At 45.6% G+C, this 25,588-nt stretch carries 17 protein-coding genes and 1 pseudogene; 17 read left to right on the forward strand and 1 reads right to left on the reverse strand.

All coding sequences use genetic code 11. From position 1 onward, the window contains the following. Window positions 1–216 precede the first annotated feature (216 nt). The 15 genes from AC58QC_RS07540 (at window position 217) to AC58QC_RS07610 (ending at window position 23,241) form a co-directional block, all read left to right on the forward strand. The gene (locus tag AC58QC_RS07540) at window positions 217–3,792 is read left to right on the forward strand and encodes a polysaccharide lyase 8 family protein (RefSeq protein WP_497414565.1); all 3,576 of its coding nucleotides are present in this window, start codon (window positions 217–219) and stop codon (window positions 3,790–3,792) included. Between the two features lie 182 nt (window positions 3,793–3,974). Then, the gene (locus AC58QC_RS07545) at window positions 3,975–4,187 is read left to right on the forward strand and encodes a helix-turn-helix domain-containing protein (protein WP_497414566.1); all 213 of its coding nucleotides are present in this window, start codon (window positions 3,975–3,977) and stop codon (window positions 4,185–4,187) included. 157 nt (window positions 4,188–4,344) lie between these two features. Further along, complete coding sequence (locus AC58QC_RS07550) at window positions 4,345–6,471, forward strand: alpha-L-rhamnosidase C-terminal domain-containing protein (protein WP_497414567.1); 2,127 nt, start codon at window positions 4,345–4,347, stop codon at window positions 6,469–6,471. 3 nt (window positions 6,472–6,474) lie between these two features. Beyond that, a complete protein-coding gene (locus AC58QC_RS07555) occupies window positions 6,475–7,473 on the forward strand; it encodes a glycoside hydrolase family 130 protein (protein ID WP_497414568.1) in 999 nt (332 codons plus the stop codon). Between the two features lie 24 nt (window positions 7,474–7,497). Continuing rightward, entirely contained in the window at window positions 7,498–10,551 is a 3,054-nt protein-coding gene (locus AC58QC_RS07560) for a glycosyl hydrolase (protein WP_497414569.1), read from the forward strand. Between the two features lies 1 nt (window position 10,552). Then, window positions 10,553–12,046 (forward strand): glycoside hydrolase family 28 protein, encoded by a 1,494-nt coding sequence (locus tag AC58QC_RS07565; RefSeq protein WP_497414570.1) that lies wholly within the window; start codon window positions 10,553–10,555, stop codon window positions 12,044–12,046. A gap of 21 nt (window positions 12,047–12,067) precedes the next feature. Beyond that, entirely contained in the window at window positions 12,068–14,491 is a 2,424-nt protein-coding gene (locus AC58QC_RS07570) for an alpha-L-rhamnosidase-related protein (RefSeq protein WP_497414571.1), read from the forward strand. A gap of 40 nt (window positions 14,492–14,531) precedes the next feature. Next, window positions 14,532–16,109 carry a DUF3863 domain-containing protein gene (locus tag AC58QC_RS07575; protein ID WP_497414572.1) on the forward strand — a complete coding sequence of 526 codons (1,578 nt, stop codon included), beginning with the start codon at window positions 14,532–14,534 and terminating at the stop codon, window positions 16,107–16,109. A gap of 178 nt (window positions 16,110–16,287) precedes the next feature. Beyond that, window positions 16,288–18,477 (forward strand): family 78 glycoside hydrolase catalytic domain, encoded by a 2,190-nt coding sequence (locus AC58QC_RS07580; protein ID WP_497414573.1) that lies wholly within the window; start codon window positions 16,288–16,290, stop codon window positions 18,475–18,477. 92 nt (window positions 18,478–18,569) lie between these two features. Further along, window positions 18,570–19,037: a GNAT family N-acetyltransferase gene (locus AC58QC_RS07585; RefSeq protein WP_497414574.1), complete on the forward strand. Its 468-nt coding sequence runs from the start codon at window positions 18,570–18,572 to the stop codon at window positions 19,035–19,037. A 226-nt stretch (window positions 19,038–19,263) separates the two neighbouring features. Further along, entirely contained in the window at window positions 19,264–20,319 is a 1,056-nt protein-coding gene (locus tag AC58QC_RS07590; RefSeq protein WP_497414575.1) for a Gfo/Idh/MocA family protein, read from the forward strand. 18 nt (window positions 20,320–20,337) lie between these two features. Beyond that, a complete protein-coding gene (locus tag AC58QC_RS07595) occupies window positions 20,338–21,141 on the forward strand; it encodes a sugar phosphate isomerase/epimerase family protein (RefSeq protein WP_497414576.1) in 804 nt (267 codons plus the stop codon). A gap of 190 nt (window positions 21,142–21,331) precedes the next feature. Then, entirely contained in the window at window positions 21,332–21,967 is a 636-nt protein-coding gene (locus tag AC58QC_RS07600) for a MarC family protein (RefSeq protein ID WP_497414577.1), read from the forward strand. A 63-nt stretch (window positions 21,968–22,030) separates the two neighbouring features. Continuing rightward, window positions 22,031–22,633, forward strand: coding sequence for a class I SAM-dependent methyltransferase (locus AC58QC_RS07605; protein WP_497414578.1), 603 nt, complete (start codon window positions 22,031–22,033; stop codon window positions 22,631–22,633). Between the two features lie 194 nt (window positions 22,634–22,827). After that, the gene (locus tag AC58QC_RS07610) at window positions 22,828–23,241 is read left to right on the forward strand and encodes a DUF4279 domain-containing protein (RefSeq protein ID WP_497414697.1); all 414 of its coding nucleotides are present in this window, start codon (window positions 22,828–22,830) and stop codon (window positions 23,239–23,241) included. Here the strand turns inward: AC58QC_RS07610 and AC58QC_RS07615 are convergent. Then, window positions 23,241–23,393, reverse strand: a pseudogene (locus AC58QC_RS07615) (IS110 family transposase); the annotation flags it as partial. The gene AC58QC_RS07610 and the pseudogene AC58QC_RS07615 overlap by 1 nt on opposite strands. Window positions 23,394–23,779: 386 nt before the next feature. Here AC58QC_RS07615 and AC58QC_RS07620 point away from each other — a divergent pair. Further along, window positions 23,780–24,424, forward strand: a complete 645-nt coding sequence (locus AC58QC_RS07620) for a hypothetical protein (RefSeq protein WP_497414579.1) — start codon at window positions 23,780–23,782, stop codon at window positions 24,422–24,424. Window positions 24,425–24,436: 12 nt separating this feature from the next. After that, window positions 24,437–25,588: a glycosyltransferase family 4 protein gene (locus tag AC58QC_RS07625; RefSeq protein WP_497414580.1), complete on the forward strand. Its 1,152-nt coding sequence runs from the start codon at window positions 24,437–24,439 to the stop codon at window positions 25,586–25,588.

The following is a 25,588-nucleotide window of genomic DNA, read 5'->3' on the forward strand; positions in this document are numbered from 1 at the left end:
ATCCTGTTACTTCCGTTGGTCATAGTTAACGATGGTTACAAAAGTTGTGGTTAAGGCGTGAGGATTGGAGTCGTAAAAGGTTAATGAACAAAACGTATGATGTAGATGGAGGTGATCTTGTCCCAGCAAGTGTCAAAGGCGAAGGTGAATCCATTATCGCATTGATGAGGCGGAAGTAAGGTCAGCAAATGAATGGCATTATGAAAGGGGATTATTATGTTAAAAGGAAAATTCCGTTTTTTGAAAGCGCTAACACTTGTCCTGACTATGATTGTCAATTTAGTGGCACTTCCAATGGACCCTGCCTATGCGGCAGATGAGTATGACACATTACGAGCGAAAATTTATGATTTTACCACTGGAGGGCCTACCTATAATCCGGCTGATCCGGACATCAGCACCAAGGTCACCAATATTACAACCCTTGCACAGACGAACTGGGATACGATGAATAAGAGTCCAGGAAGAACCTACCTGTGGAGTGACATGGCAACGACAACAGAGTCGGAGCATGTTTCAGGAAGCTATCAACGTTTAGAAGCGATGACTCTGGCTTATGTTACAAGAGGTTCAACGCTTCAAAACAACGCAACTTTGCAGGCGGATATCATAAGCGCCATGGATTGGATGTATGCTAACCGATATAACACCAGCGTGCCTAAAAGAGGTTATGACAATTGGTTTGACTGGCAGGTCACTTCACCACTTGTTATTAACAACATTACGATATGGCTTTATTCTAGTTTAACAGCAACACAGATTAGCAATTGGCATGCTGTAATCGATTATCAAGCGCTTCAATGGGGGGCAGGCCTAACTGGAGCTAATCGCGTATGGGCTTGTAACATTAAAATTACGAGCGGGATTATTGTTAAGAACAGTGCCAAAATCATTGAAGGCAGAGACCAGCTTAGTTCGGTATTTGACTATGTGACTTCTGGAGAAGGAATGTATAGTGATGGTTCATTTCTTCAACATACCGCACTAATTCCTTACAATGGCGGATATGGCGTAAGTTTGCTAGATAATTTGACCAAGGTGATGTACGTCGTAGCAGGTTCTTCATGGGACATCACGGATCCGGATGTGAATAACATCTATCAATGGATTTATGATGCCTTTGAACCGCTATTTTACAATACGTCCGTGCTTGATATGGTCAGAGGAAGAAACATTGCAAGATTTGCCAGCGATGATAAAGGGTTAACGTCGATGGGAGCGCTTGGAGCTTCCGTGGTCAGGATGTCTTTATCCGCTCCATCCACCAGCGATCGGGCAGCTTATAAATCGATGGTCAAAAAATGGATGTTGGATGCTACTTCTCCTACCAAGTATGCGGATTTAATTTTAATAAGCGATATTGTGCAAGCGAAACAAATCGTGAATGATGCATCCGTTACTCCAAGAGCTGCGCTTATCATGAACAAACAATATCCAAATATGGCTAGAACCATACACCATAGACCGGGATTTGCTTTTGGAATAAGCATGTCTTCCAATAAAATTGGCAATTATGAGTCTCTTAATCTAGAGAATCTAAAAGGTTGGCATACTGGGGACGGGATGACCTATCTGTATAATTCGGATTTGAGCCAGTACAAGGATTCCTTCTGGCCTACCGTAAACAGTTATCGCTTGCCTGGTACGACTGTTAATCAGAATACTACAGCAGCCCCCAATGTGAAAAATCCAAATAGTTGGGTTGGAGGCACGGAGATTGCGGGACTTTACGGGACTTCAGGTATGCAATACACGGCTAATGCCGCCACGCTGACAGCTAAGAAATCATGGTTCATGTTTGATGATGAAATCGTGAATCTGGGTGCCGGAATTACGTCTACAGATAACAAGGTTGTTGAAACCATCGTTGAAAACCGAAAGCTGAACAGCAGCGGCAACAACGCACTCACTGTAAACGGTGCAGCCAAATCTGCAACGCTTGGGTGGAGCGAGACGATGACTGGCGTGAGCCGAATTCATTTGGCCGGAAATGTAGCAGGTTCGGACATCGGTTACTATTTCCCTACAGCAACAACATTAAAGGGATTGCGTGAGTCGCGAACAGACCAATGGTCGAGCATCAACCAATACTATTTAGGTACTGACTACACGACGAACTACACGCGCAATTACATGAATTTGTGGTTCGATCACGGTACGAATCCAACAAATGCCCAATACTCCTATGTGCTGCTGCCGGGCAAGTCCAGCGGAGAGGTGGATACTTATGCCGCAAACCCGGACATTACGGTGATTGAGAATTCAACCGATGCACAGGCCGTGAAAGAAAATGCGCTGGGCATACTAGGTGTTAACTTCTGGAATGATGCAGTAAAAACGGTTAGCAGTGTTACCAGCAACAAAAAGGCTTCCGTCATGGTACGCACGAGTGAGAACGGAACCGAAGTTTCCGTATCCGACCCAACGTTGGCAAATACGGGCACCATTCAACTTACGATTGCGCAAAATCTGGGGCCGGTGGCATATAAGGATTCACGGATAACAGCCAGCACCAGCGGCGGTACGACTACCCTCACGGTCAATGTGAACGGCGCCGGCGGCAAAAGCATCAAGGCATTTTTTACAACGCCATCCGCAGGCCCAGTTACCGGCTACACGGTGAACGAAGATTTTAATACTATGACGCCTGGCACGTTGACCGGGCAAAACGGCTGGATCTTCAATAACGCAGGAGTGGCAGAGAATACTGTGGTTGTGCAGCCAGAGAACGGCGCTTACGATGAAAAATCGCTGAAAGTTACGACAGGCTCGACTAGCGGAAGTGCCGAAGCATCTCGTTTATTTAACGCGCCTCAAGGCGGCTACATCACTGCGGAAGTCACCGTAACGACCGATGACAGCAATTGGAAAAATGCTCTAATCATTGCAGACAACAGCTTAACCAGCAATAATAATGCCGCTCAACTGGTTATGCAAAGCGGCAAAATTTGGGGCTATAACGGCAGCACCAAAACCGATGTTTTAACGGGGATCACGAATGGCCAACCGTACCGCTTGAAGGTCGTGATCAATACATCGACGAAAAAATACGATGTTTACGTCAACGATACGCTGCTTGCCACTGGCTGGAATTATCGTTTCACAGGAGTGAACACGCTCGACAAGTTCTCTACCTCCATCGCCGGCAACGCCAGCTCAATGAGCGTGGACGATGTGAAAGTATCGTATGCACCGCTTACATTAACCACCTTAATTGATGAGGACTTTAACGGCATGGCGCTTGGCAATCTGAATGGGCAAGGCGGCTGGGTGTTCGATAACGGCGGCGTCTCGGGGAATACGGGGGTGGTACAGATGGTGAGCGGATCGACTACTAACAAAGCCGCCAAATTGACAACAACGTCCACCAGCGGCAAAGCCGAGGCGTATCATGTGTTTACTGCACCGGCAGGCAGCATGGTCATCGCAGAAGCGACAGTGACCGCCGATGACAACAACTGGAAAAATGCCCTGGTCGTCGTGGACAGCAGCCTCACCTCGAACAGTAGTGCTGCTCATCTCATTATGCAGAACGGCAGAATCTGGGGCTACAACGGTGGTACACAAACGAACCTGCTGACTTCGATCACGAACGGAGTTCCATACCGTCTAAAAGTGATTATCAACACCTCAACTAAAAAGTTCGATGTATACGTGAACGGCGAGCTGCGAGGCTCGCAGTGGAACTATCGGTATGCCGGGTTGACCAAGGTCGATAAGCTAATCTCATCAATCGGCGGCAACGCCAGCTCGATGAGCGTAGATGATGCCAAGGTGAGCTATAATCCGTAAGGCGAGCAAGTAGATCAGCCATACATTAAGGCTTCCTATATCATATTAAGCTCCCTTTAATTAGTCAGGTTTAATCAATCAACCACTAATTGAAGAGGAGCTTTCTTTTGTCCAAAAAGGCTCTCATTTCATTCGCCACTTAGTATTTCTAATCCGGGTAATTACCGAAAGGTACACCAGTCATGCATGTTAATCCTGCAAAGAAATGTAGATTGCTGGAACGATCTTTAATTGGGTATGTTAATTCAAAGAGCGGAAAAGTGTTCCTCGCAACGACGCTTTCTGTTCAAGAAATTTCGGAGAATGTAGGGTATCTGCATCAAATGTCCTTTATTCGTGAATTTAAGAAAATGATTGGAACGACACCGGGTGATTATCGAAAGGTACACCAATAATCTTTAGTGGAACCAATAGTTCTCAAAGAAGCCTGAGGATGCCTCAGGTTTCTTTGTTTTATCCGTATGTTAATCCTGCAAAGAAATGTAGATTGATGGGGCGTACCAAAATCGGTATGTTAAACCTGTTAGCTAGGAAGCAACGGAGGGAGATCATATGACTTCTTGCAAACAGATACCAAGCTGGATCTGGCACAAGGATAAGGAGAAACGGTTGAACGTAACGCTGACGCAGCGGTTTAACCTTGCAACAGATGTATGTCTAACGCATATTTGTGTCTCTGCTACCGGACATATTCAAGTTAAGCTGGATGGCGTATTGCTTGCAGAGTGCGAGGAACATCCCGTGAATGCTACCCGATTTTTGGAGGTGCCAGTAGAAGAGCGGTTATCCGAAGGTGAACATGAATTGACGCTGCATATCACATGCACCGAGCCGATTCCGATTAAGCCTGTCAGTGCTCATCTTTATGACCGTACAGTCGGCTGTATCTGCTATGTGGAATCGGAAAATGGGATCGTAATGGTTAGCGACGTGAGCTGGACAACTGAAGGTGAACCTGTTCATCTAGTGTGTCGGTTAGGCGAAGAGCCCTTCGGAGATCTGGACAATAGCCATGAATCGTTTGTTGTAGGTGGATATGGAGACTTGCAGGCTAATCCGATTCAGGATAGCTTGGTTCTCGCATCGCGAAGCATGCAAGGATATCATACCGAAGCGGGGTGGGAGCTGGCAGGAATGGCTGCATTCGGATTTCCATACACCAACTGGCAGACTGACCGCCACGAGCTCTTCTATCACCTGCGCAAACAGCGACAGTGGAAAGAGCTCCGGGCGATCCAGCAGAAATCGGACCTAACGGAGGCAGCGTGGATCCGATTCGATTTACAGAAAGAGTACAACGTCAGGCTATGGATGGTGAATGAGGGTAGCTCGACTGTCACGATTATGTGGAACGGGGCTGAGTCTCTGACGGAAATGGAGCATTACAACCAGTGTATTACAGAATGCTTCGAGCTTGCTCCGGGCGCAAGGATGGTTCAACATCCGCAAGGGTTGCGCTATGTGGATTTATATATCAATGGGCAGTCATTGGAACAAGTCCCATTCAAGCTGAGCGTAGGCTTTGACTCCGTTGGCGTACCATTGCCACAAATCGGGACGGTAAAGAGTGACCTCTCACTACTCGATAACATTTACGAGACTGCGGCCCATACAAGCTTAATCTGCCACCAACTAGGGCTATGGGATGGAATTAAACGAGATCGGCTTAATTGGGCTTATGATATTTATTTGGCAGCGAAATCGGATTATGTGCTCTGGGACCAATTTGATGTTCTGAAGCGATCATTGCTGGAGATGGGCCACACCCCATACGGTCAGTGGATGAATGGGATCTCTTCGTACACCTTGTGGTGGCTGGATAACATGTGGGAATACTTCTTGCACACAGGAGATCGGGAATTTATATTACAATCCCGAGAAGATATCGTCCGTCATGTCACTTTTATTAATAGCAATATTAGCCCGGATACAGGTTGGTTCCTCGAACGACATCAGGCATACATCGAATGGGTGCCGATAGAACAGGAAGAGTCCTGGTATGCGCTGCAGGCTATTGTAAACATAGCCAGAGAGAGCTTGCAGAAGCTGACCACGCACATACCTGAGTTAGGTATCTTATTTATAGGTTCACCTCCGATGATTGATGAAGATTGTTTTACAGGGGCAAAAGCACTCATAACAACGCTTCTCGGGATTCGAAGCGGGTACGTATGTGAGGTTAAAGCAAAGGAATTTCTGGAAGGCTACGTGCTGGCCGATCCCATAACCCCATTGTCCGCCTATTGGCTTGCCGAATGCCAGTCTGATTGCGGAATGCATGACCGAGCTTGGCATACGATTTCGACTGTATGGGGAACGATGCTGAATGAAGGAGCTACAACCTTCTGGGAGAGTGTACGTCTAACCCCAGCCCCGGATATTCACCGGACACTGACAACATACAGATCTTATGATTCCTACAGAATCAGTCTGTGTCACAGCTGGGCTAGCACGCCGGTTTACTGGATCAGCAAACATGTGCTAGGCATACAGCCTATTGAACCAGGCTACAAGCAATTTTCCTTTCAGCCTCATATGCCAACTGGAATGACATCTTGTATAGGAGCAGTAGCGACCCCTGCGGGTCCAATCAAAGTTAAGCTTGATGGTTCGGCTAATGAAGTGGAATATCCGTTAGGAACGGAACCTATTTCCAAATATAAACCAATTGGAGGTTAAACTATGACTTTACCTATTCTCGGTTCATTAAAATCCAGCGAAGTGATTCAGCGCCATCCTGCAAATCCTATCTTGGATGCAGGGCGTGTTCCGTATCCGACAGCACTTGTGTTTAATGCAGGAGTGACCAAGTTCAATGGACGGTATGTGATGGTATTTCGCAATGACTACGGCTCTGTCAGTGAGCAGATATTGGAGCCGTCCTCCACGACGGATTTAGGGATTGCCTACAGTCAAGACGGAATCCATTGGGAAGTCGGACCCAAGCCTTGTTTCAAAATGAATGACGAGGAAATTATTCGAGCCTACGATCCGCGCCTTACCGTTATTGATGGACGTTGTTATATGTGCTTTGCCGTAGATACACAGCATGGTATTCGCGGAGGCATAGCTGTTACAGATGATTTTGAGAATTTTGAAGTTCTAAGCTTATCGACCCCCGATTTGCGAAATATGGTCCTTTTTCCTGAGAAAATAGGCGGCAAGTATGTTCGTTTGGAGCGTCCTTTCACCGTTTACAGCCGAGGCGGATTGGATCGCTTTGATACGTGGATTGCGGATTCACCGGATTTGGTTTATTGGGGCAATTCAGATCTCCTGCTTGCTGTAGAGCAAGTACCTTTTGCTAATGACAAAGTGGGGCCAGCCGCACCTCCGATACGAACAGATCGAGGCTGGTTAACGACCTTCCATGCGGTAGATATCGATCACTCAAGAGGCAAGAATGGCTGGGAGCCTGCCTGGAAAAAAAGATACACTGCCGGCATTATGCTCCTTGATCTCCATAATCCGAAAAAGCTGATAGGCATGTATAAAGAGCCATTACTCACTCCCGAAGTCAGTTATGAGACAGATGGCGGGTTTCGAAACGATGTGATTTTCCCTGGCGGCATGATTCTTGAACCTGATGGTGAAGTGAAAATTTATTATGGGTCTGCCGATACGGTCGTCTGTCTCGCAACTGCGCATGTGGATGATCTCGTGCAGCTATGTTTGAAATAAGGAGAAGGCAGGTGGCATAAGAGGATGCCTAACATTTGGGATCAGCTTGTTGATCCGCCAAATGCTTATCGTTCCATTCCGTTCTGGTCTTGGAATGATAAGTTGGAGACGGAGGAGCTGGAGCGACAAATTGAAGAAATGCATAAAGCCGGGATTGGCGGTTTTTTCATCCATGCCAGAGGTGGCTTGCTAACACCATATATGGGGGAGGAATGGATGGCAGCGATCCGGACCTGTATCCAGAAGGGCAAAGAGCTGGGGATGTCACCTTGGTTGTATGATGAGAATGGTTGGCCAAGCGGATTTGCCAATGGTGAAGTTCCTTCAAAAGGGGTTGCTTATCAGCAAAAGAAGCTGGTTTTTGAGTTAGCTCCATTTCAAAATCCTGCAGAGAATACAATCGCTTATTATGCTAAAACAGAGCAGAGTTATCGAATTTTGCCTGAAGGAGAAGCCAAGCATGCGGATTTAAGATTTTATTATGAGGTAAATCCTTACTACACGGATACATTGAGCAAGACGGCGGTTCAAGCTTTTATTGAATCGGCTTATGATGCTTATTGGGAAGAATTTGGGGATGAGTTCGGAGACATTGTGAAAGGCGTATTCACGGATGAGCCGCAGTTTGCCCGTGGGCAATTGCCTTGGTCTTTTGAGTTGGAGAAATTCTTTTTGGAAAAGTATGGTTACGATATTAAAGGGGTGCTTCCTTCTTTATTTTTCCAAGTGGAGGGCTGTGCGAAATCGAGATATGACTACTGGGAATGCGTAACAATCATGTTTACCAATGCCTATTCAAAGCAAATTGGGGAATGGTGCGACAGTAAAGGCTGGACCGCAACGGGGCATGTCGTCGATGAACAAGCGTTAATGATTCAAGTGACTTCCGTTGGTGATCCAATGGCCTTCTATGAACATTTACAGATGCCGGGCTGCGACTGGTTGGGCCGATTTACTAGCAATGAGCCGATTGTTCCCAAACAGGTAGGCTCGGTAGCTCATCAGCTTGGGAAGAAGATGACGATCACGGAAAGCTTTGGCTGCTCGGGCTGGAATGTTAGCTTTGAAGACTTAAAGCGAATTGGTGAATGGCAATTTGTCCATGGGATCACGATGATGTGTCAGCATCTGCAAGGATATAGCTTGAAGGGTATACGCAAACGGGATTATCCTCCATCCTTATTTGTTCAGCAGCCATGGTGGGAGGATTACAAAACATTCAATGATTACTTCGCCAGATTGTCGATGCTCTTGTCCGAGGGAACCCGTCAAGTGGGGGTGCTGCTTCTGCATCCGATCCGGACGGCGTGGACCCTGCAGTGTGGTGCGGATCGGTCGGACATTATCCCTTATCATGCATCCTTTGCTCAGCTGTCTCGCTGGCTATGCCAAGCTTTCATTGAGCATGATTATGGCAGCGAAAGCATCATTGTGGGCCACGGCAAAGTGCTCGATGGTCAATTCATCGTTGGTGAGGCAGCTTATCGTGTTGTCATGATCCCGCCTAGCACCACATTAAATAGGATAACAGTCGAGCTCCTAAAGGAATTTGTTCGGCAGGGTGGACGGCTGATTGCCTGTGCGCCTTTTCCAACGCTAATGAATGGAGAAGTGGATCACGAGCTGGAGTGGATTATCCAAAAGGCAAGTCAACCTGGCTGGCATTCGGAAGCTGTGGTGGAAGCCATTATTGAAGCCGTTCCTCCAACGCTCCGAATGAAGGATGAGAATGGAAGTGTCATCGCTTCCGACAATTTGAATGTTCAAAACTTGGAGCTTGATGGTGCGTTCCTATATTACCTCGTAAATTCGGGTCATGAACGTTATACCCAGGTGGAAGTAGAACTTTTGCGAAAAGGTAAGGTGGAGTTGATCGACCTTGAGACGGGCGGAGCTCGGCCAATTGGGCAAGTAGCAACCGCTGAAGGTGTTCGCGTTCAGTTACCTTTGCACCCAGGGCAATCCTACATGCTGAAAATGGTGCCGCACAATGAAGCTTTAGCTATTTCAGAAAGCCGTAATTTTGAAAGCAAGATGTCACAAATCGAACTCAATCCTTCTTGGGAAATTGAAAGTTCTACCCTTAACAGCCTAACGCTGGACAACTGCCGTTTACGCGTGGAGGATGGGGAATGGTCACAGGAGCAGCCCGTGATTCTTATTCAAGAACAGCTTATGGCCTATGGACGACCTATTGAAATTCAACTGGAGTTCGAGTTTCAGGTTGCATTCGATGTATCCCTTGCGAGAGAGCTCTATTTGGTTCTTGAGAAGCCTGAACAGTATACAATCGAATTGAACGGGTACGAAGTTGAAGCCTTAAGCTGCGGCACATGGCGAGATGTCTCTTTCCAAAAAATCAGAATTGCCGACAAGGTTCAGTTCGGTGTGAATCAGATACGTTTGAAATTCAACTTTTTTAATTCTCCTGAGACTTACAAAGCCATAGAAATCGCTCGGGAGTTCGAATCGGAAGGAAATAAATTGACCCTGGATACAGAAATCGAAAGCATTTACATACTCGGCTCATTTGGAGTAGAAGCTAGATCGCCATTCACGAACGGTGAGCGTAAAGCGGTGTATACACATGGACCGTTCGTCCTCACCGAGATGCCTGCTGTTGTGAATACGGGAGATCTTGTTCGACAAGGCTTTCCCTTCTTTGCAGGTACAATTCGGCTGCAGCAGAGCTTGCACTTGGATGCGTCTGAAAGCTCAGAGGTAAAATGGCATTTCTCAGTACCACCGGATGCCATCGTCACGAAGCTGTTCGTGAATGGACATGAGGTTCGAACCTTCCTGTGGGAGCCCTATGAGGCGGACATCACACCATGGCTGCGAACAGGAGAGAACCAAATCCAAATTGAGCTGACAAACAGCTGCCGTAATTTGCTCGGCCCTCATCATAATATCCAAGGTGAGATATATAAGGTAGGACCATCGAGTTTTACAGATACTCCTGGATGGACCGATAAAGATGTGGAGAAGGGGACTAACATGTACACGAATCGCTACTGCTTTGTTCAATTTGGATTACAGGCTTCACCCATTATAAGCCTTGTAACCGAGGAGGTTTAGTATGCCGGCAATGATTGAGACCTACTCCGTACCATCCATTTACTCGGAATCATCGTATTACTCGGTAAAGGCCGATCATATCGTAATACCGGTGATCTCTTTTCTGACGGATCGAGATTATGATTACGCTCATTTCTCTTTTTCCGGCGGGGCGACCATAACCATCACGGCGTGTGAGCCGATCGATACGCATTCGATTAGTCCGTTGGCGTTTGAGATTCAAGGAACGGTGAGTAGGAATGAGCTTACCATCGACCTGCATGAGTCCCGTTATTTAATAGTGAAGATCAACAATTTGAAGGAGCTCGTCCTCATCGCAGATCCTATTGAAGTGAGCCCTCCACCTTCAACGGGTAAAGGAATCTATAACGTGGTTGCTGATTATGGTGCTGATCCCACAGGGACAACTAGGGCTACTATAGCTTTACAAGAAGCCATCAATGTTGCAAACTCTGCTGGTGGGGGCGTCGTATACGTTCCAGAAGGTGTATTCCTAATCGGTAATCTGATCCTGAAAAGCCATGTTACACTTTATCTCAAAGGAGGATCCGTACTTAGGGCTACGGATGATAAAGAAGCGTACACGATTGATTTTCATAAAGATAGTTTGAAGTTTGACGGCACCTGGTTGATCCAGACGGAACCCAATTCCACCAATATTTCAATAATAGGGAGAGGGACGATTGATGGTAACGGTTCATGGTTGAGGGCTAATCAGAAATTCGTGAGCAATTTAATTGCTCCTTTGGCTACCTCCAACTTTACGATCGATGGAATTATTGGTAGAGATGCTGGCCTCTGGGCGCTCATTCCCACCCGTTCCAATCATGTGAAGATTACGAACTACAAGGGCTTTCAATCGTTGGTTGACTATGAGGATGACGCCATTGATATTGTAGAGTCACAGAATGTGCTGGTTACACATACAATCGCCATTTCGGAGGACGACCCGTTCTCAACAAAAACATGGAATGAAGCGACCGATATTGCGAAGAATTGGCCGGGCTCGCCTCAAGTGCTTGAGAATGTGACGTTCGACGATGTTATAGCATGGACCTGCTGTGCTGCTTTTAAGGTAGGGATGGGGGTAGAGCAAGCTCAACGGAATGTCATCTTTAAAAATGGTTACGTCTATCAAGCCAGCCGGGCTTTAGCGATTCACCACCGCTTTGGCAAGGCTCCCGCGGAGAATATCACCTTCGAGAACATAGATATTGAGCAAGTCATTCATGCAAGAAATGGACCTTATTGGCTGCAGCTGGAAATCGAAGAGAGTGGAAGAGGGATTGGACCCGTCACTCAAGTGGTCTTAAAAAATATTAAGGTGCGTGATCAAGGCGGACTCCCATCCATGCTACGTGGAAAAGATCCTTTCCTGATTGAAGGTGTAACCTTTGATCAGATCTATATGACGGGCAGCACGAAGCCGGCAGCAACTTTGGAAGAGATGAATATACGCAATAAGGAGCTATACGTTTTGAATGATATCCGATAATGAATGAAGGAGGTGATCTGATTGCGTATACTGCTTACTGACTTACCCTATACAGGACAAATAGAGAGAAATCAATCCGAAAAACCTTGGGAACAGACTACGGGTTGGCCAAGCCGTTGGGTGTCATGCAAAGAGGCTGGGCAACCTCCATTCGTCATCATTTACCGTTGCAAGTTCACTATAAGTGAAGCTCTTCGCCTACGGATACACGTATCTGGGGACGAAAGGTATGAGCTGTTTCTGGACAATAAAAGGATCGGCCGAGGCAGCGAACGTGGAGACCGTTGCAATTGGTTTTATGAGACTTATGAGGTCGAGATTGCCGCAGGAGAACATCAATGGATTGCGCGCTGCTGGGCGCTAGGAGAGCATAAGCCGTGGGCGCAGGTCAGCGTACAGCCAGGCTTTTTGCTTAGTCCGGATGATGAAGCACTCGCACCTCTGATGGGTACCGGCATTGCTCAGTGGGAAGCGAAGCCAATGCAGGGCTATCGTTTTGTACCTCTGCCCTCTAGCATCGGTACCGGTGCAAAGCTGGATATTGACGGCGCTTCTTTTGATTGGGATGCCATGTCTGCGGAAGGCGACGGTTGGTTTCCGGTACAACCGGGGGAGTATGGCTACCACAGGACGGACAATTATCATTTCTCGTCGATACAGCGTCTTATGCGCCCTGCTACTCTGCCCGCGATGCAGGAGGTACACTTCAAGCCGAGCACTGTACGCTTCGTTGAGCAAGCCGGTATCATGGAATCAGACGGACAACCGATCGACGCAATTCGCGATTTAATAGAAGAGCATGAGCGTTGGAATGGTTTACTTACCGGACAACCGATTTACATTCCGGCTTATACCCGAAGACGAGTCATTATCGATTTAGGTGATTATTATTGTTTCTATCCTGAGCTTGTCGTATCGGGGGGGAAAGGTTCTGTCATTCGACTTCATTGGGAGGAGTCCTTTTATGATGAGGCGCAAGGCGGACGCAAGACGAACCGGGACGATATTGAGGGCAAATGGTTTAGAGGTTACGGCGATACATTTCGTCCGGATGGCGGATTGGGCCGATGTTTCGATACTTTGTGGTGGCATGCGGGACGGTATGCCGAGTTAATCGTGGAAACGAAAAGCGAGGCGCTATACATAAATGAGTGTAGGCTGCTGGAAACGAGATATCCATTGTCAATGGAAGGTTCAATTAATTGTAGTGATGAACGCCTAAATCGAGTCGTTACCGCGTCTTTCAGGACGTTGCAAATGTGTGCACATGAAACTTACATGGATTGCCCCTATTGGGAGCAGCTCATGTATGTGGGGGACACACGAATTCAGTCACTTGTTACCTACGTCAGCACGCTCGACGATAGATTACCGCGTAAAGCACTGGACATGTTCCGAGCTTCCCGAAACAACCATCTTGGACTTGTGAACTGTGCTTACCCGGATCAAGGCGGAAAACATATTTCCTCCTTCTCCTTGTGGTGGGTAGCGATGGTTTATGATTATGCCCTTTGGAGAGGCGACTTTGAATGGATTCGTTTCATGATGGGCAGCGTCCGGGATGAGTTGGATCTGCTATTGAACAATCGTTCATCGAATGGGGCGGTAAAGCTGCCTATTTCGTGGAACTTCATGGACTGGCAGACCTCGCCTTCAGAAGCATGGAACTCTGGTACACCGCCGCATGGAGAGGATCGATTGAATGCGGCATACAATCTGCAGATGATTCATACGTTGGAACTGGTCTCCAAGATTGAAGCCTACTTAGGTGAAACAGAGTTGGAAACACGAGCAAGACGGCTGGCAATGGATCTGAGCAGAGTGGTCGAGCAGCTGTTCTGGAATGAGGAGAGGGGACTGTTTGCGGATGATACCGGCCATCTGTATTATTCGGAGCATGCTCAGGTGCTTTCCTTATTATGCCAATCGATTTCACCCAGACTAAAGCATCGCCTAGTACCTGACATGCTGAAAGCAACCGACTTAATGCGCACAAGTGTTTATTTCGATCATTATACGTTCGAAGCGTTGGCGTCTGCTAGTCATATTGAAGCGCTGTTGGCCAGACTCGAGCCTTGGTTTGGCATGGAGGCGAATGGTCTTAGGACGACGCCGGAAATTTTCCTAGAGACGACTCGTTCGGACTGTCATGCTTGGGGTGCTCACCCGATCTACCATATTTACACAAACTTGCTTGGCATTCGCCCGGCATCGATGGGTTTTACATCGGTCGTTATTCGTCCGCAACCAGGATCTTTAACATTTCTGCACGGTAAGCTTCCGCACCAAAATGGCTTTATTGAAGTGAAAGTGGAGTACCGGGAAAGCTATTGGCTCGTCGAAGCTGCACTGCCCAAAGGTTTGCCCGGCACTCTTGTTTGGGTCGATGAAATCTATCCCTTGAAGGAAGGTCAGAATGAATTCAAATTTCCATTATTAAGCTGATGCGTAATCGAAGGATTGAATCTAGTGAGAAGGGGATCCTATGAAAAGACAAATCGTCAACATTATCAACTTTATTCGTGCTGTTGAACCGAGGCCGGGAAGAGATATTAATCTAGTTAAACCTGTACAGGAGCAAATAAATCTTCTAATGAAGCATAATCTAAAAGGAACCTTTCTATTTCAATATGATGCACTGATAAACCCCGTATTCACTTCGTTGTTCGATGAAATGGATGCTGATCAAATAGAGCTTGGAGTATGGCTGGAGGTAGTAGAACCGCTTGCCGTCAAAGCAGGAATCCCTTGGAAAGGCCGCTACCCATGGGATTGGCATGCACATTGCGGATTCACTGTCGGATATACACTAGAACAACGCGAGCGGATCATGGACACGATGATGAACGACTTTTATTCGGTATTTCATAAATACCCTAAGTCTATCGGTTCGTGGACCCTGGATGTTCATACAATCAATTATTTGGCAGAAAAATACGAAATCGATGCAATTTGTATATGTAAAGATCAGTGGGGAACGGATGGATATAATCTGTGGGGAGGCTACTATAATCAGGGTTACTATCCTAGCCGCAACAACTATTTCAGTCCTGCCCAGACGCCGGAACAACAAATTAATATACCGATTTTACGGATGTTGGGATCTGATCCTATTCACCAATACGATGTCGGCTTGAAGCTAGATACAGGCGCGCCTGCCCACCAGCCTGTCATTACGCTTGAACCCGTATATCATGAACTAGGTGGTGGCGTAAATGCTTGGACAGACTGGTATTTCAAAGAAAACTTCAGCGGTAATTGCCTGTCCTTTGGATATACACAGGTCGGTCAGGAAAACAGTTTTGGCTGGGAGAAGATGAGTCAAGGACTGATATATCAGTTCGAACAATTGGCAAAGTTACAAAAAGAAGGCAAATTAGAGGTTGAAACACTTGGCGAAACGGGATGCTGGTTTAAGCAAACATACCAATCAACACCTGCGTCAGTTGTTGCTGCCTTTAGCGATTCAATAGAAGAAGGACATAAGTCTGTTTGGTTTAACAGCAAGTATTACCGCATGAATTTGTATACAGAAAATGAAAGTTTCTGGATCAGGGATATTCATCTTTTCAGTGAAGATTATCGTGAGCGTTATTTGGATGAAACTTGCCAAGGCAATCAACTTCAGTTCAACAACTTGCCGATTATGGATGGATATCGTTGGAGCGGTAATCAGATTCGTGCTGGTATTTATCCATTTTATAACACAGGCGGTGTAACTCAGTCGCTCACTTTTGAAGAGGTAGCGTATAAAGAGGTTAATGGCTGCGCTGTGATCTCTTTTAAAGGCACGGCTTGCGGAACCATTACATTCCATCTATCGGACAATGAAATGACGATCACAACGGAACGGAATGCTGATCAATTAGTTTGGATTCCAAAATATGATGAGAATTCGAAATATTTACCGCAGATCGTCTCTGCATCCGAAAGGGAATTGCAATTGGTTTATGATAATTTTACATATACAGCTTTTCAATTACAGCAAGGAACAATGGATTCCAACTATTCGATAATAGCGAAGGATAACCAGATCAGAATGTCGTTTAATTCGGTTATTTAGTGGGCCATAGATAAACGATAGTTAAACAACAAAACAAAGGTACAGACCGCCCTATATTCAGCCCTTTGTCTTTGCAGGGGCTTTTTTGCAAGATCAGAAAAAGGAACACGGCTGTGGGCGGAAAACCAAGTATCTAACTCAATGATGGTACTACATTCATGAAGAGGAGAGGGTCAGGTTGACACAAGAGTGGCAGGCAAATTGGCTGACAGATCGTTCTTTTATGAATTTGGAAAAATCCTATCTCTACCATAAAGAGCTCGAAGCGTTTGAAGTCGAACCACATGATCCTGATCTACAGCATCACCATTGGTATGTAAGAACTGTATTTATGCTGGATGACAAGGTGATGGATGAGGAAGAGACCTGGCTTCATCTGACGGCAGATGATTATTACAAGCTGTATATCAATGGCGAGTTCGTTGCTCAGGGGCCCGCCCAGAGTGATGCGAATCACTACTATTTCAATCGTATAGATGTACGGTCGTATTTAAAGGTTGGGAAAAATGTAATGGCTGTTCATGTCTACTATCAGGGGCTGTTAAATCGTGCTTATAACAGCGCCGATTATCGGCAAGGTCTCCTGGCAGAACTGTGGGCAGGCGATAATTTGCTGGTCAAGACAGATCGTACTTGGAAAGCGAAACGGGTTAATGCTAATCGGCCCGGTGTAAGGTTCGGCTATGACACGCAATTCACAGAGCATTTGGACGCAAGGCACACGGAGCAGGGCTGGACAGAAGTTGGCTACGATGATTCAGATTGGGCACATGCGGAAGCTGCGGAGCATACCGATTATACATTTGTTCTGCAGCCAACTCCGCCGCTCGCCGTCTATAAGAAGCAGCCTTCACATGTCGAACGACTTGCCCCCGGTCATTATCTGATCGACTTCGGGGGCGAACTGACAGGCCAATTCGCAATGAGTGCACATGGAAATGCGGGAGAACAAGTACATATTTTGTCAGGGGAGGAACTAATGTCCGGGGATAAAGCAGTTCGCTACGAAATGCGCTGCAATTGCCTTTATCATGATCAGTGGACATTATCTGGTGACGTAGATTCCTTCGAAACGTATGATTACAAGGCGTTCCGCTATGTGGAAGTGCAGGGATCCGAGGAAGCGCTGAGACCGGAATCATTCCACGCCGTAGTCAGGCATTATCCGTTTGATGAGCAAAGTTGTGTGCTTCACAGCTCGGATGAACGGATGAATCAAATTTTTGACATTTGCAAAAACGGTGTCCGATATGGATCCCAGGAAAATTATGTGGATTGTCCCAGCCGAGAGAAAGGTCAATATTTAGGCGACAATACGATTATTGGTCACTCGCATATGCTGCTCAGTGGGGATTTACGGCTGTATCGCAAGGCTATTGAGCAATTTGGACGTAGTTCGTTCGTGTGTGGAGGGCTAATGGCTGTTGTGCCAGGACATTTCATGCAGGAAATAGCTGATTTCTCTCTACAATGGCCGATGCAAGTCATGACGTATTATCGTTACAGTGGGGATACGGCATTCCTTCAGGAGATGTACCCGTATGCGGAAGGATTGTTGCAGCATTTTGAGAAATTTGAGCGTGAGGATGGAATGCTTGAGGGTGTCACGGACAAATGGAATCTTGTCGATTGGCCGCAAGGATTGCGTGACAACTATGATTGTGAACTTACCAAGCCGATCGGTCCTGGCTGCCATAACGTCATTAATGCTTTATATATCGGTTGCGTAAGCAGCGTAAATGAGATACGAGAATTGCTCGGTGTTGACTTTGAGAATCGGCTGCCGAAATTGAAAATGAGCTTCTTAGCGGCTTTCTATGATGAGAAAACATCGTTGTTTAAAGATACGGAGCAGAGTACGCATCATGCATTGCATGCCAATGTACTCCCACTGCTATTCCATATCGCTCCGGAGGAATCAGTCAGCGCCATTGTCGACATAATCCGGACCAAGCGATTCGCATGCGGGGTATATTTCTCCTACTTTGTCATGAAAGCTCTAGCGGAGGTCGCACAGTATGATTTGGTCTATGACTTACTCTCATCCGATGATGAGCATTCTTGGGGGAATATGCTCAAAGAAGGAGCAACCACCTGCTTCGAAGCATGGGGCAAGGACCAGAAATGGAACACCAGCCTATGCCATCCATGGGCAAGCGGGCCGGTTCCAGTGCTGATCGAGGATATTATAGGTCTAAAGCCTGCGAAGCCAGGGTGGCAAGAAATTGCTTTTTGTCCGAAGCTTCCTGCAACCTGGACGTCATTTTCGCTGCAGCTGAATGTTCCAACTGGCACGATTCGACTCCGTTATGAGAACGGGGTGTGGACCGAAAGCTTCCCACCTGGTACTCCTGTCATACGGCGCTAAATCCAACGGATTGCCAGCTCGATAGACTAAACTTGCTCAGTGATAATATACATCAAGTATAATGTGACGGTTTAATCGTCGGACGAGGAGCGTTGGATCATTATATATCTCGACCCACATCGTTTGACCTCGTCATTCGGAGAGCGGTCACGGGCGACGTCGACACGCTGCGTGACGTCTATCGTCGAGTATCGCTGACAAACGAAGCCGACCTCGATTTAATCGCCTCCCATCCCGAGTGGCTCGTGTGGGACGACGCGATGCTGCCGTTTGCGCATGTTGCTGTTGTTGACGGGCGGGTCGTCGGCTTCGCATCGGCGCGTCCGGTCGACGACTTCCTCGAACTCGAGGATCTGTTCACTGATCCTGACTGGATGCGCCAAGGCGTTGCGAGTACGCTGATCGCCGACATTGCGCGTCGCGGGTTGCGTATAGAGGTGTCCGCCAAACACGCGAAGGCGTTTTACGAATCGGTGGGGTTCGTCGTCATCGGAGTCGCCAACTCACAGGGCGGACCCCTGCTACGGATGCACCTCGATGTCACCCGTGTTCGACCTTGACGAAATGAAAAGGCAATTGATCACTTCATTGGATCAATTGCCTTTTTTCTTTTTTTATAGATCAATTCACAATAGACCATAATTTTAAAGATTAAAACATATACCAACACTTAAGGAGTTGAAATAATAGAAAAAATAACTTTTTTCATTACAACGATGATAAAACGGCTTCAAAAATGGTATCTGGAGAAAATTAAACCATTCTTTGCGACATGAGGAGGAGCCAATGAGTAGAAAAGTTAGGCTGGGCATTATAGGATGCGGGGTGATCGCCCAGCACCATTTGAAGCACGCGGTGGAGTCAGAACACATTCAAGTATGTGCGGTTGCTGACATCAATGAGATGGCGGCACATTCTACTGCGGAAAAATTCGGAGTTAATAAAGTATACATCGATCCGAATGAGCTTCTAGCAGATACAGAAATCGAAGGGGTCGTGCTTGCCTTACAAACTAAATACAGGTTAGAGCTAGCATTGAGAGCGTTTTCGAATGGGAAACACGTTCTATTGGAAAAGCCTGCAGGCATGGATGCGGATGAGGTTATCCGGATGATAGCAGCCAGAGGAGATTTAATTGCCGGATGCTGCTCTTCTCGGTTCACGTTTTTCGAATCGGCTCAAGCTGCTGCTAAATTTGTAAGATCAGGCGCACTTGGGGAACTACGGGTGATCCGCTGCCGTAATATCGCTCCGGCAACTTCGTCGAAATCCCCTCTACTTGCTTGGCAATACAGCAAATCAGTGAACGGAGGCGGAGTACTGGCCGATTGGGGTGTGTATGATTTGGATTATATTCTTGGCATCACGGGATGGACGCTCAAACCGGAAACGGTGTTTGGCCGTACTTGGAACATCTCTCCTCAGTATGAATCTTACATAGCAAAAGAATCGGATGCCGAAACACACGCGATTGCTATGATTGGATGTAAGGGAGGTACAGTCATCAACTTTGAACGCGGGGCCATTATTCCGGGGAACCGCGAACATGCGTGGCAAATTGTCGGTACGAAAGGAACCCTTGATTTGCACTTACTTCCATCGGATCAAAAAGAAATTATATTCCACGAGGCTTCCCCTGAGGAAGGTGTCATCCGGCATACAATTTGGAAAGGCGCCGATACCTGGTCTGCCGTTCATGCTGGCCCTATTACGGATTTTGCGGCTTCGATTCGGGATCGCCGGCAGCCCGGCACGAATTTGGAAAATTCCTTAACCATCCAGATGATTATCGACTCGATTTACAAGTCGTCTGAGATGGGTACGATGTCCTTTATTTATTGAGAAACGGAGGCAGGAACGATGAACATTATCGGATATAGTTCGAATCTATATGTCTGGCAGGAACGCTATAAAACCGACGGACACGATACGTCCCTTGAAACAATTATTCGTGATTGTGCAGAGGCCGGACTTGATGCTGTTGAAGTTGCTCCGAAACAGGAAACTGTAAGTATAGTAAAGTCAAACGGTTTAAAAATTTCAGGCACATATTTAGGGCTTTCCCTACATGAACCGTACGAAACTCTTCAGATCGAGGAAAACGTTTTATCCGTCGCAAATGGGTTGGTTGAAGCCGGAGGGACAGATTTGATCTTGAACGCGAATCCAAAGGGGAAATGGACTACCCCTCAGCAGAAGACAGAAGAAGAGCTCAAGCGACAGGGAGACAATTTGTCTAGGATTGCTCGTTTGGTGCAGCCTCTCGGTTTAAAAGTCTCCTTGCATAATCATGCAGCTGCTTACTTGTTGGCTGAGGGAGACTTGCACTCCGTCGTCGACTTTGCCGATCCGTTAGTAGGACTATGTGTAGATACGGGTTGGGCGCACACAGCCGGACATGATCCGATTCAGTGGGTTCTTAAATACCCGGAACGCATAACTGCATTCCATCTAAGAAATCAGATTGGCACTACACCGACTGAGGATCTGCTTGATGGGGAAATCAACATCCCCCTGCTCTTCGGCATTTTGCATGATATCAGATACACAGGTTGGATGGGCTTGGAATTATGGCTAACTCAAAAGACGAACCCACAGCGATCGATGATCGAGAACGTGAACCGATCGATACAGTTTTTGAAAAGCCTTGTTCAACAAAATTAAACCTTTTAGAATCGAGCTTTAAATCAGCTGATAATACAAGTTGTGCACCTGACCTTCAATACAACAGATTATGTGATATAATTATCCCAGTTTGTTGTGGGAGATTGGGGTGACTTGAGTGGTATAATTCGAGTTGAAGGGTCTAGTCAACTGGAACAAGGAAACTGAGCATACAAATAGGAGAAACTACATGGAACTTTACACATCATTTTTATTGCTGAGCCTTACTTCATTCTTTACACTCATTAATCCACTTGCCATCATGCCAATTTTTATGTCGATGACAGCCGACCTCGAATCACAGATGAAAGTCCATACTGCTCGGAAAGCAGTAATTGTTTCTTTTTTTCTATTACTCATTTTGTCAACCACTGGCGAATGGTTATTTCACTTTTTCAACATTTCAATTAACAGTTTAAAGATTGTCGGAGGGATTATTTTCATTTTAATGGGACAGGATATGCTTCAGGCACGGCTTGTTCGTACAAAGGTTGATAAAGCGGATGTTGATACATATGTAAATGATATTTCAATTACACCACTGGCTATTCCAATGATTTGTGGTCCCGGTGCTATTACTAATGGAATTGTCCTTATGGAATCTACGACAAATTTTATGGAGAAAATTATATTAATACTTGTGATTGCTTTTGTACTCATACTTACTTACATTATTCTTGCTAACTCAGCTAAAATTTATCGATTTATTGGGCCAACAGGCAATAATGTGCTAATGCGTTTAATGGGTTTAATTGTTATGGTGATTGCCATAGAGTTTATGGTAAGTGGAATTACGCCGATTATCCAGCAAATTCTGAATAAATGAGAAGTCTATTAGTGCGTGAAGAGCGTTCGGTTAACGTTATAGATTTTTGAGAGAGAGGAAATAATGGGAAATACGGATAAGTTTGAAATGATAGCTAATATATATGACACTTCTGAAAGAATTCAAATTGCCAAGGTATCATCTGATGCCATTCGTGAATATTTAGTTGACGCTAATAGTAAGAATGCTATTGATTTTGGGTGTGGAACTGGTCTAGTCGGAATGAACTTGTTAAACGATTTTAATTCTATGCTTTTCCTGGATACTTCACAAAACATGATTAATCAAATAAAGCAAAAAACTTCTGATTTTAATATTCAGAATGTAGATACGTTATGCTTTGATTTTGAAAAGGAAGATCTATCGGATTTACATGCTGACTATATTTTTATGGCTCAGGTTCTACTCCATATTAATGATGTTGAATTAGTTTTATCACGATTATTTGATGTTCTAAATGAAGGGGGACATTTACTAATCGTAGATTTTAATAAAAATGAAAAAGTAGTTTCAGATATAGTTCATAACGGATTTAATCAAGTAAACTTAACTGACATTATGACTAAAATAGGGTACAGGAATGTTCAATCCAAAACTTTTTATCATGGAAGTAAAATATTCATGGGACAGGATGCATCTATGTTTATTCTTGATTCTCAAAAATAAACTATTAGGCGGAAATTATCCCTTAAACTTGCCGTTACAGACAGCGTGGAGACCGTACCATAGATGATAACGGATAACGATAGTGAAGGAGCTTGCCTCGCGGCAGCTCTTTTTTGTTCATTCAAGAACGGGCAGTTTTGTTAAATTTAAGGTTCAAAAGACTGGGGTGACTGATAATGGATAAAACCACTGTAATGGCGTATTTCAGCATTTTCGGGGACAATTTCCCTATAAATGAAGTTACGCAATTGCTTGGTATCAAACCAACCGAATCGTATAACATTGGTGATATTATTGTTAGACCTAAAAATGACAATGTGATCAGTTCTACCACCCATTATAGAAAAGAGACAGCATGGGAACTTAGTTCAGGATATCAAGAGTCATATGATATTAACGACCAATTGTATTATCTCTTAGATAGACTGGAAAGTAAGGTAGATGAACTTAACAAAATCAATATTAAGTACAATGTATCGTATAATTTTATGGTGGTAATTAAAGTTGAAAATAATGAAAAACCTGCTATGTATTTGGAACGTAGATTCATTAGTTTTGCATATTCAATAAATGCGGATTTGGATTTTGACTTGTATAGTTTTAGTTAGTACAAAGCCCCGTAAACACCCCTAAACTCCGGGAATACCTGATCTAACACCGCTTGGAATTTAAGTTTGATCTGAACGAATTGTCCTGTTACCGATTCATGCTGTCTTGTGAGATTGCGCAAGTTTAGTAACTGCACACCTCTAGTCTTATGATGCTCATTCTCCTTTCTAATATTTTTGAATAAGGAAAAACTATTGAATTCAACCTTGTGTTAATAAACTATGAAGATAGACCCGAATTGGTATGGACAAATAGATTAATAGATTAGCCGTTCCTTAATAAAATCTTAATCATATTTTAAAGTAGCAGGGTAAGACAGGAACAAAAGGGACTGTTTATCGTGTAAATTCGATCATACAGGGGGCTGAAATGGGAGTTTTTTATGTCTAATGAGGAAATATAAGTAAAAAATTGCAATATTGGTTAAAAAACGTAGATAGGAAAATGAAACTACTATTCTATTTATTTGTAAAAAAGCAGTTCAACAAAAGAATATATCAAATAAACCGGTTATAAACAGAGGAGAGGATGATAGGTATGTTTTCGATGATGAATGAGTTGAGAAAGCTTTTGGAGGCAAGCGTAACCAGAAAAATTAAATCAATAAAAGTGAACCGAGTGGATCCGACAGAAGAATTAATTGTAGATAACCCGACAGACCTGCCACTGATCGCCATTGGGAAAAAGAGCGCAAGCTTTCAATTGGATGAAACGCGCATCGTTAAGATTTATGCCAAGGAGGGAAGAGCGGAAGAGGAATACAACCTTCTTAATAAAGGAGCAGGCTACGGCATTACGCCCCATGTTTACTTATTTGGCCCGACCTTCTTGGTGATGGAATCCATGAAGACCCCGACAGTGCTCAGCTACATGGAGAAGAACGGAATTTCACGGGAATTAACAAGCGGCCTGCTGCGGTTGCATACCGTCTCTAAAGAATTGGGATGGGGATCCGGTCATTCACCTGAGGACATTTATGTGATGCCCGACGGGACCCTGAAGGTTGTCAACATCAGTGATAAAGCTGTCTCTGCGGATTATCCCCCTAAAAAGCTGCTGAAAGGGTTGGGGACATGGACTGGTGTTTTTCTCCAGCACGTGGAGGCTCTGGATCCCGAGTTGCACGAACAATGGATCAATCATCCTGAGTCGTTGAAATATATTCCAAAGATATCGACTTAGGAGGGACTCTTGATGAAAATTGCTATGATCGCTTGGGAATTCCCTCCGCAATTTTCAGGAGGACTAGGCGTACACTGCCAATCGCTGGTTGAAGAGCTGGTCAAACAAGGGGTATGTATTGACTATTATCTCCCGACTGACGGGGATACGGTATTTAATATCCCGGAGGGTATGGTTATGCACCGTTTGGATATCGGTCAGCAATCGACTGCTTATTCCGATGGAGATAATAGGGTTTGGGAGAGTATCCACTCGTTCCGAGCCCGCCTTGAGGAGGTTTTTCAACCGCAGGGAGTAGATCTAATTCATGCACATGATTGGATGGGCGTATATCCAGCGATGCGCATCCAAGAGCTGTACGGAATTCCCCTAATTTGGACCGTTCACTCTACAGAGTATGACCGGTCGGCCGGATTTCCCCCTCACCCCGGAATTTTAGCTATCGAGCAGGCAGCGTTTCAATCGGCAACCCATACGATCACTGTTTCTGCCCGTACGAAGGCAAGCTTGGTTTCGAAATACGGCGCCGACCCGAGCGCCATCTCCGTGATTTATAACGGTATTCATGCCTCCTCATTTCAAGGCTTGGCAGCAGATCGGGATTACGGAACAACCGAAGGATATGTTTTATTTTTAGGAAGAGTGACTGGACAAAAGGGACCCGGTGATTTCCTGAAGGCGGCGCGGATGATTCTTGCTGATAGAGAGACAAACTTTATGATCGCAGGGGACGGCAACTTGCTGGGTCCCTTACGCCGGCAAGCGCACCGATGGAAAATCGATGAGCATATAACGTTTACAGGCGCAGTGAAAGGGGCACAGCTTCAGAAATGCTATAAGGATGCCCAGGTATATGTACTTCCGTCAATATCGGAACCGTTCGGAATTACAGTGCTAGAGGCTATGGCCTCGGGGATTCCGACGATCATCACAACGACTACAGGAGCTAGTGAAATCGTCCAAAGCGTATGCCGTGTGGAACCGGGTAACCCGAAACAATTGGCCAAAGCCATTCTCACATTGTTAGACAATCCCGTCCTGCAGCAGTCTTTAGCTCAAAGGGGAGTCCAAGAAATACAGCGCTTTTCGTGGAAATCGATTGCCGACCAAACCCTTCTGCTCTATTCGCAGTGGTGTGCACATGTTGATAGAAAGGAGCCTTAA

The sequence above is a fragment of the Paenibacillus sp. J22P51 genome (assembly GCF_059692215.1).